Genomic DNA, 8,223 nt, shown 5'->3' with positions numbered 1-8,223 from the left:
GCTATATGAAACCAGGCCTTTAAAATAAAAAAGTTCTTAGGCAGAAATTAACATTTTGTGGATAACACAACGAATTTTAGAAAATTTTATGCGTTGACCCTGATTTAGCATCCCTAATATTGGTGTTTATCAGGTATAATTTATATTTTCGCAGAAACAACAATAAAATACATGGAAGAATTCGAAGTAAGTGATGCATCTAAGAAAACCAAAACCGTATATATCTCTACTATTATAAGTATTGCATTGGTTTTATTAATGCTAGGACTGCTTGGGTTGGTACTTGTACATGCCAAAAACCTATCTAATTACGTTAAAGAAAATATTGTTTTAAACATAATTGTTGATGAAGGTGCTAAAGAAGCTGATGTTTTGGCTTTTCAAAAAGAACTGAACGCGAATACTGCAGTAAAACAAACTCAATATGTAAATAAGGAATTAGCTGCAAGAAATTTAACACAGGATTTAGGCGAAGATTTTGTTAACTTTTTAGGGTACAACCCTTTAACATCAACCTTTGATGTATATTTAAAAGCAGAATATGCTAACAATAAAAGCATAGATGCATTAAAATTGAGTATAGCTAAAAACCCTGTCGTTAAAGAAGTGGTTTACCAAAGTTCTTTAATAGATATGGTTAACAAAAATATTAACACAATTGGTTTAATAATTTTAGCTTTTGCTGCATTGCTACTCATTATCTCTATAGCGCTGATTAACAACACAATAAGATTAGCCATTTACTCGCAGCGATTTTTAATTAAAAGTATGCAGCTTGTTGGTGCAACGAAAAACTTTATTAGGCGTCCTTTCTTATTATTTGCTGCTTTGCATGGTTTAATTGCTGCATTTATTGCGATTATAATTTTATTAGCAACATTAATTTATGCCCGTAAAGAAGTTCCGGAAATTATTATTCTTAACAATTACAGAGAATTCGGGTTGGTATTTATTGGTTTAGTAATTGTTGGTATTTTTATTACAGGCATTAGTACCTGGTTTGCGGTTAGCAGATATTTACGTTTAAAATCTTACAATCTTTATAGATAATGGCAGAAAAAAAAACAAGTCCTGTTGCAAAGGACATTAAAAGCGAGTTGGTTTTCACCAAAAAAAATTATCAGTTATTACTAATTAGTATTGCAATTGTAGTTGTTGGTTTCATTTTAATGATGGGTACAACTGGCGACATTTATGATTTTAGAAGAACTTTATTAGCGCCATTAGTTGTGCTTTTCGGTTTCGCATTTGGCATTTACGCTATTCTTAAAAAATAAATTTTAGAGGTAAAAAGTAATTTTTCATACCTTTATAGTATGACAACTACAAAACTTCAACTTGAAATAAATTCGCTCCCGCAAAATCTTAGGCAGGAAGTTGCAGATTTTGTTGCATTCTTGAAAACAAAAAATAAAGACAAGCCTAAATTAAAATCGCGTGAATTTGGTTTTGCAAAAGGTAAAATCAAATTATCTGATGATTTTGATGAACCACTAGAACTGTTTTCAGAGTATATTTAATGGCATATTTACTTGATACTCATACTTTTTTATGGTTTGTGGCAGGTGATAGTCAATTACCAATTTCAATCAAAGAAAAACTTTCAAACATTAATGAGTCTTGTTTTTTAAGCATAGCATCTTTATGGGAAATTGCAATAAAAAAGCAAATTGGAAAACTTGATTTAGGCATTGAATTTAAAGAATTGTTTCGGTTTGCCGAAAGAAATCAGATTGAAATTATTCCCATTAATGAAGCTCATCTTGCAAAATTATTATCACTAGAATTTGTAAATAACGATCCTTTTGACAGGATTATAGTTTCTCAAGCAATATCAGAAAATTTAACACTCATATCCAGAGATAGAAAATTAAAAAACTATAAAATAAAATTACTTTGGGATTAACCCATTATTAAAAATATGAATTCTTTTGAAGCCATTATCCTTGCAGTTATTGAAGGATTAACAGAGTTTTTACCTGTATCGAGTACAGGTCACATGATCATTGCATCATCATTTATGGGCATTGCAAGCGATCCGTTTGTAAAATTATTTACCATTGCAATTCAATTAGGTGCTATCCTTTCGGTAGTTGTTTTATACTTCAAAAGATTTTTCAAATCGATAAACTTCTACATTAAACTTTTGGTTGCCTTTATTCCAGCGGCTGTATTTGGCCTTTTACTAAGTGATAAAATCGATGAACTTTTAGAAAGTCCGATGGCTGTAGGGATATCGTTATTAATCGGCGGCGTAATCTTATTATTTGTTGATAAGTGGTTTAACAACCCAACCATTAATGAAGAAGAAAACATAACCTATTTAACCGCTTTAAAAATTGGTTTCTTTCAATGCATAGCCATGATTCCAGGCGTTTCTCGCTCTGGTGCTACAATTGTTGGCGGTATGACACAAAAGTTGAGCAGAAAGGTTGCAGCAGAGTTTTCATTCTTTTTAGCCGTTCCAACCATGTTTGCTGCAACAGCGAAAAAACTTTACGATTTTTATAAGGAAGGCCATACCATAACTCCAGAGCAAACTAATTTATTAATTATTGGAAATGTTATTGCTTTTATAGTTGCATTATTAGCTATTAAAAGTTTCATAGGCTACCTAAATAAACATGGTTTTAAAATGTTTGGCTGGTACAGAATAATTGCTGGTTTAGTAATTATAATCTTGTTGCTTACCGGCCACAGTATGCAAATTATATAATCTGTATCTTTGCACAAAAAAGATTTGTGAGCACAGAAAATTCAAAATTTAAAGAGTTTAATTTCGCCGAAGGCGAACTATTGCTGATTAATAAACCATACAAATGGACATCCTTTGATGTGGTTGGTAAAATTCGTAATTCTTTAAAACCACTAAAATTAAAGGTTGGTCATGCAGGCACTTTAGACCCACTTGCTACTGGTTTGCTTATTATTTGTACAGGTAAACTAACTAAGCAAATAGATACCTTCCAAGCCGAAGAAAAGGAGTACATCGGAACTATGGTTTTAGGTGCCATTACTCCATCATTCGATATGGAAACCGAAGTTGATACCACTTTCGACATCAGTCAGATTACAGAGCAACAAATTTATGATGCTACCGCTCAATTTTCAGGCGATATAGAACAATATCCACCCGCACATTCAGCAGTTAAAATAAATGGCGAGCGCCTATACGTAAAAGCTCGCTTAGGTGAAGAAGTAGAATTGCGCAAAAGATTTGTAACCGTTCCGGAATTTGAAATAACAAGAATAGACTTACCAGAAATCGATTTTAGAATCGTTTGTAGCAAGGGCACATATATTCGCTCTTTAGTTTCCGATTTCGGAAAAGCTTTAAACAATGGTGCTTACCTTTCTAAATTAACTCGTACCCGAAGCGGAAACTTTTTACTATCAAATGCGTTTGAGGTTTTAGAGCTCGTTAATTATATTCGCAGTAAGAAAGAAGAAGTTAAAGCCGAAACAGAAGTATGAACAATATCAAAAACAAGAATGCCCGCTTAATAAAAGAAATTCTTTTAATAATTGCTGGCGTAACCTCTGCTTGTTTTGGTTTAAAAAGTTTTTTAATGCCAAGCCATTTTATCGATGGTGGCGTTACCGGCATCTCGCTCTTGTTAAGCACACTTACCGGTTGGAATTTATCTTACCTGATTGCCATTATTAATATTCCGTTTGTAATTTTAGGTTTCAGGCAAATAGGCAAAGGCTTTGCATTTAGAACGGCAATCGCAATTGCAGCGCTATCAATAGCACTAATTATACTACCTTTTCAACCAATCACCCACGACAAGTTATTGATAGCCTTTTTTGGCGGTTTATTTTTAGGTGGTGGAATTGGTTTAGCCATGCGTGGTGGTTGCGTAATCGATGGCACAGAGGTTTTGGCGCTATACATCAGCAAAAACAGCGTTCTAACCGTCGGTAATATTATTCTGATTTTAAACATCATAATTTTTGCATTTGCTGCATATTTCTTAAACATAGAAACTGCTCTTTATGCCATTTTAACTTATCTATCCGCATCTAATACAATCGATTTTATAGTTAATGGAATAGAACAATATACAGGTGTCACCATAATTTCCGAGCATCAGGACGAGATTAAAAGTTTTATCATTGGCGAAATGAAACGTGGGGTTACCATATATAAAGGCGAAGGCGGTTATGGTGAAAAAAAAGATATCGATATTATTTTCACAGTAGTTACCAAACTAGAAATGAGCAAATTGCAAACTGCAATAAGACAAATCGATGCCGATGCCTTCGTAATACAACAACAAATTGCCGATTTAAAAGGTGGAGTAGTTAAGCGCCATGCTTTACATTAATAAATTATTAAAATAAATTTGGGCATGTCCCCAAGCTGCGCAAGGGGTCGGGCTGTAAGCTAAATCTTTTTTGTTTCTCTCATCCTGAGTTTATCAAAGGAGAAACAAAAAAGGATACCGCTTCCATCCCTCATGCAAAACCCACAGTAAAAAGAAAATCCATTGAAAATATATCATAATTTATCCGAATTTTCTAAACTCGAAAATGCTATTGTAACGATTGGCACTTTTGATGGCGTACACTTTGGACATCAGAAAATAATTAAGCAACTGGTAACAAAAGCAAAAGCCGATGGTGGCGAAAGTGTAATCCTTACTTTTTTTCCGCACCCGAGAATGATTATCGATCCGGAAAATCAAGATTTAAAAATGATTAATACCATAAACGAAAAGGCCGAAATTTTAAAAAATCTTGGTGTCGACCATTTAATAATTACACCCTTTACAAGGGATTTTTCCAATCAACTGCCAGAAGATTACATTAAACATATCTTAGTTGAAAATATTGGCACTAAACACATTATTATAGGTTACGACCATCGCTTTGGTAAAGATAGAAGTGGTAATTTAACTGATTTAAAAGCTTCAGGTTTGCATTTTGGTTTCACTGTAGAAGAAATTATGGAACAAGATATTCACGATGTGGCCGTAAGCTCTACAAAAATCAGGCAATCGCTTTTAGCTGGCGATGTTGGCTTAGCTTCAGATTATTTAGGATATCCTTTTTCTATTTTCGGCAGGGTAATTAAAGGCGATAAAATAGGCAGGACCATTGGTTTTCCAACGGCTAATATCTTTATTGAAGAAACATACAAACTTATTCCTGGTGATGGTATTTACGCAGTAACCGTTGAACTGAGTTCGGATTTAAAATTTGAAAGTTTAAAGGAAAATCCAGAAGCCTCAACCTTAAACCTTAAACCTTCTATCTTTAAAGGAATGGCTTACATTGGCCAACGCCCGACTATAAACGGCATGACAAGAAATATTGAAGTTAATATTTTTGATTTTGACAGAGAAATTTATGGTCAGGATATCAAAATGAATTTCTTAAAATTTTTAAGGCATGATGTAAAATTTACTGGTTTAGAAGCGCTAACTATTCAACTTCAAAAAGATAAAGAAGCAACATTAGAATACTTCGCATCGATAGAAAAATAGCTAAAAATCTATTTTCTACTTTCAAAAAAGCCTCATTTTCGCTATATTAGCAGCAATGAGGCTTTTTTACATTATTTTTTCTCTTTTGATTTTCTTCAATTTATCAGGCTTTGCCTTTCAAAAAAAAGAAGCCATTACCCAAAAGAGCAAAATAAAAGAAACTTTCGTTTCCAGTAAAACAACTTCTAAAATCACCTTAAATTTGCCGCAAGAGCAAGAAAATTTAGGAAAAGATTTAATTAAAAACTCTACGCTTAAAGGAGTATCAGTCTATTTTATTCTGTTTACTTTTATTGCGTTTTTTCTATCAGTAAATAAAATCATCAATACCAAAGTTTCAATCAAAAAACTAAGGTTCAACTATTGGTGCCTGTTCAAAATGCTCTATCCAAAACACGTTTTTTGGTAGGTAATTTAATTTTTAACTGCAGTGATGCAGCTTTGTTTATACTCAACATAAAATTGCTGAGATAAAATTTTAATTACTCAATACTCATTTTTATACATGCATTTACCAGATTTAATTGCCGATTTAGGATTAATCCTTGCTGCCGCAGGAATAACGACACTCATATTTAAAAAAATTAAGCAGCCTTTAGTTTTAGGCTATATCATTGCAGGCCTTTTAGTTGGCTCACATTTAGATTTTTTTCCATCCGTTACCGATACCAAAAGCATTAACATTTGGGGCGAAATTGGCGTAATTTTCCTTTTGTTTAGTTTAGGTTTAGAATTTAGTTTCAAAAAGCTGGTAAAGGTTGGCGGTTCAGCATCCATTACGGCAATTGTTAAAGTCTTATTTATAATCCTTGCAGGTTATTTAATGGGCAAGGCGATGGGCTGGAAAGACATGGATAGTCTTTTCTTTGGTGGAATTTTATCCATTTCATCAACCATGATAGCTATTAAAGCATTTGAAGAATTAGGTCTAAAACATAAAAAGTTTGCTGGTTTAGTTTTCGGAGTTTTAATTGTAGAAGATTTATTAGCCATTTTACTGTTGGTATTATTTTCCACCCTTGCAGTTAGTCAGCAATCGGCCGGTACAGAAATGGTCATGTCTATCTTAAAATTAGCGTTCTTTCTTGTTCTTTGGTTTTTAGCTGGTATATTTTTAATACCATCCTTTTTAAAGGCAACCAAAAAATTAATGAACGATGAAACCATGCTGGTTGTTTCACTGGCACTTTGTTTAATAATGGTCTTACTTGCCGATAAGGTTGGTTTCTCCCCTGCTCTAGGTGCTTTTATAATGGGGTCTATCCTGGCAGAAACAACACAAGCAGAAAGAATTGAGCATTTAACCAAATCGGTTAAAGATTTATTTGCTGCAGTATTTTTTGTTTCGGTTGGAATGCTTATTGAACCGGCAATGCTTGTTAAATATGCTGGGCCAATTATTTTAGCAACTTTAGTTATCATCTTTGGGAAAATCTTATTTACCATTCTTGGTGCATTACTTTCGGGTCAGCCACTAAAAACGGCTGTGCAATCTGGTATGAGTTTAGCTCAAATTGGTGAATTTTCGTTCATCATCGCATCGCTCGGCTTAACTTTAAAAGTAACCAGCGATTTCCTTTATCCTATTGCTGTTGCAGCAGCCGCAATAACAACTTTTACATCACCATATCTTATTAAATTAGCAGAACCTTTTTATAATTTTTTAAAAAGAGTTTTGCCGCAGAAATGGCTTAATGGTATTGAAAGATACAGTTCAAGTACCGAAGGAATAACTACGCTAAGCGATTGGAAAGTATTATTACGTTCTTACATATTTAACACCATTATTCATTCTGTAATCATAATTGCGATAATTTTCCTTGCATATCGTTATGTACAGCCATTTATCGTGAAGAATATAGCAAATAGCTTAACCTCAATAATCATAAGCGTAATAGCCTCGTTTATATTAATGGCTCCTTTTTTATGGGCTTTATCTATCCGCAGAATACAAAGAACAGCCTATTCTCACCTTTGGCTGAACAAAAAATATACCCGTGGACCATTAGTTGCAATCGAGATTTTTAGAATTGCCTTAGGAATTTTCTTTGTTGGCTTTTTGATGTACGAATTCTTCGATACCTGGGTTGCTACAGGAATTGCACTAGGATTAATTGTGTTTGGAATGATAATTTTCTCCAGAAAACTTCAATCATTCTATGATAAATTAGAACGCAGATTTATGCTTAATCTAAATGCCAGGGAAAATCAAAAACCCGATATTTTACCTTGGGATACGCACTTAACAGAACTGACGGTTTCTCCAGAATCGGAAGTAGTTGGAAAAACGCTTACCGATTTAATGATTAGAGAGAAATACGGTGTTAATATTGCGATGATTGAACGTGGCCGAAACTCAATTCCCACGCCTGGCAGAGACGAACGCCTCTATCCAAACGATAAATTATTGCTTATTGGTGCAGATGACCAGCTTGCAATGGTTAAAGCTATTTTAGAGGTTGATTTACCAGAAACAGAATCTGAAAAAAGTTTCCCTGATAAGGAAATGACTTTGCAAAAGGTAGTTGTTAATTTGGAATCGCCTGTTTATGGGTTAAGCATTCGAAATGCTGGAATTAGAGAAAAAGCACAAGCACTAATTGTAGGCATAGAACGTGGCGCCGAAAGGATCTTGAATCCATCATCAGATTTCGTTTTTGATAATGGTGATGTAATTTGGATTGTAGGCAATAATAAGAAGATTAAGGAAGTGATATAGAGTCGCAATAAA

Annotated in this window: 9 protein-coding genes; all 9 read left to right on the top strand. The window is 33.7% G+C overall.

Annotated elements, in window-relative coordinates; genetic code table 11:
- Positions 1-171: 171 nt before the first annotated feature.
- The 9 genes from ACFOUY_RS12010 to ACFOUY_RS11970 all read left to right on the top strand — a co-directional run bounded on the left by ACFOUY_RS12010 (position 172) and on the right by ACFOUY_RS11970 (position 8,211).
- Positions 172-1,050, top strand: a complete 879-nt coding sequence (locus ACFOUY_RS12010; RefSeq protein WP_378960920.1) for a cell division protein FtsX — start codon at positions 172-174, stop codon at positions 1,048-1,050.
- Entirely contained in the window at positions 1,050-1,277 is a 228-nt protein-coding gene (locus tag ACFOUY_RS12005) for a DUF3098 domain-containing protein (RefSeq protein WP_378960919.1), read from the top strand. The genes ACFOUY_RS12010 and ACFOUY_RS12005 overlap by 1 nt, the downstream gene beginning before the upstream one ends.
- 39 nt (positions 1,278-1,316) lie before the next feature.
- Complete coding sequence (gene vapB / locus ACFOUY_RS12000; RefSeq protein ID WP_378960917.1) at positions 1,317-1,520, top strand: type II toxin-antitoxin system VapB family antitoxin; 204 nt, start codon at positions 1,317-1,319, stop codon at positions 1,518-1,520.
- Positions 1,520-1,906, top strand: coding sequence for a type II toxin-antitoxin system VapC family toxin (locus tag ACFOUY_RS11995; protein WP_378960916.1), 387 nt, complete (start codon positions 1,520-1,522; stop codon positions 1,904-1,906). Before vapB ends, ACFOUY_RS11995 begins: the two co-directional genes overlap by 1 nt.
- A 15-nt stretch (positions 1,907-1,921) precedes the next feature.
- Positions 1,922-2,716: an undecaprenyl-diphosphate phosphatase gene (locus tag ACFOUY_RS11990; protein ID WP_378960915.1), complete on the top strand. Its 795-nt coding sequence runs from the start codon at positions 1,922-1,924 to the stop codon at positions 2,714-2,716.
- A 26-nt stretch (positions 2,717-2,742) separates the two neighbouring features.
- Positions 2,743-3,474, top strand: coding sequence for a tRNA pseudouridine(55) synthase TruB (gene truB / locus ACFOUY_RS11985; RefSeq protein WP_378960914.1), 732 nt, complete (start codon positions 2,743-2,745; stop codon positions 3,472-3,474).
- Entirely contained in the window at positions 3,471-4,331 is an 861-nt protein-coding gene (locus ACFOUY_RS11980) for a YitT family protein (RefSeq protein ID WP_378960913.1), read from the top strand. The genes truB and ACFOUY_RS11980 overlap by 4 nt, the downstream gene beginning before the upstream one ends.
- Positions 4,332-4,493: 162 nt before the next feature.
- On the top strand, positions 4,494-5,492 hold the full coding sequence (locus ACFOUY_RS11975; protein ID WP_378960911.1) for a bifunctional riboflavin kinase/FAD synthetase: 999 nt from the start codon (positions 4,494-4,496) through the stop codon (positions 5,490-5,492).
- 505 nt (positions 5,493-5,997) lie between these two features.
- The gene (locus ACFOUY_RS11970) at positions 5,998-8,211 is read left to right on the top strand and encodes a cation:proton antiporter domain-containing protein (RefSeq protein ID WP_378960909.1); all 2,214 of its coding nucleotides are present in this window, start codon (positions 5,998-6,000) and stop codon (positions 8,209-8,211) included.
- The last annotated feature ends 12 nt before the right edge of the window (positions 8,212-8,223 follow it).

The organism is Pedobacter jamesrossensis, assembly GCF_042650905.1.
In the GTDB taxonomy this organism is placed as follows: Bacteria; Bacteroidota; Bacteroidia; order Sphingobacteriales; family Sphingobacteriaceae; genus Pedobacter; species Pedobacter jamesrossensis.
Note: the sequence above shows the minus strand (reverse complement) of the source record. Positions and strands in the feature narration are given on the sequence as shown.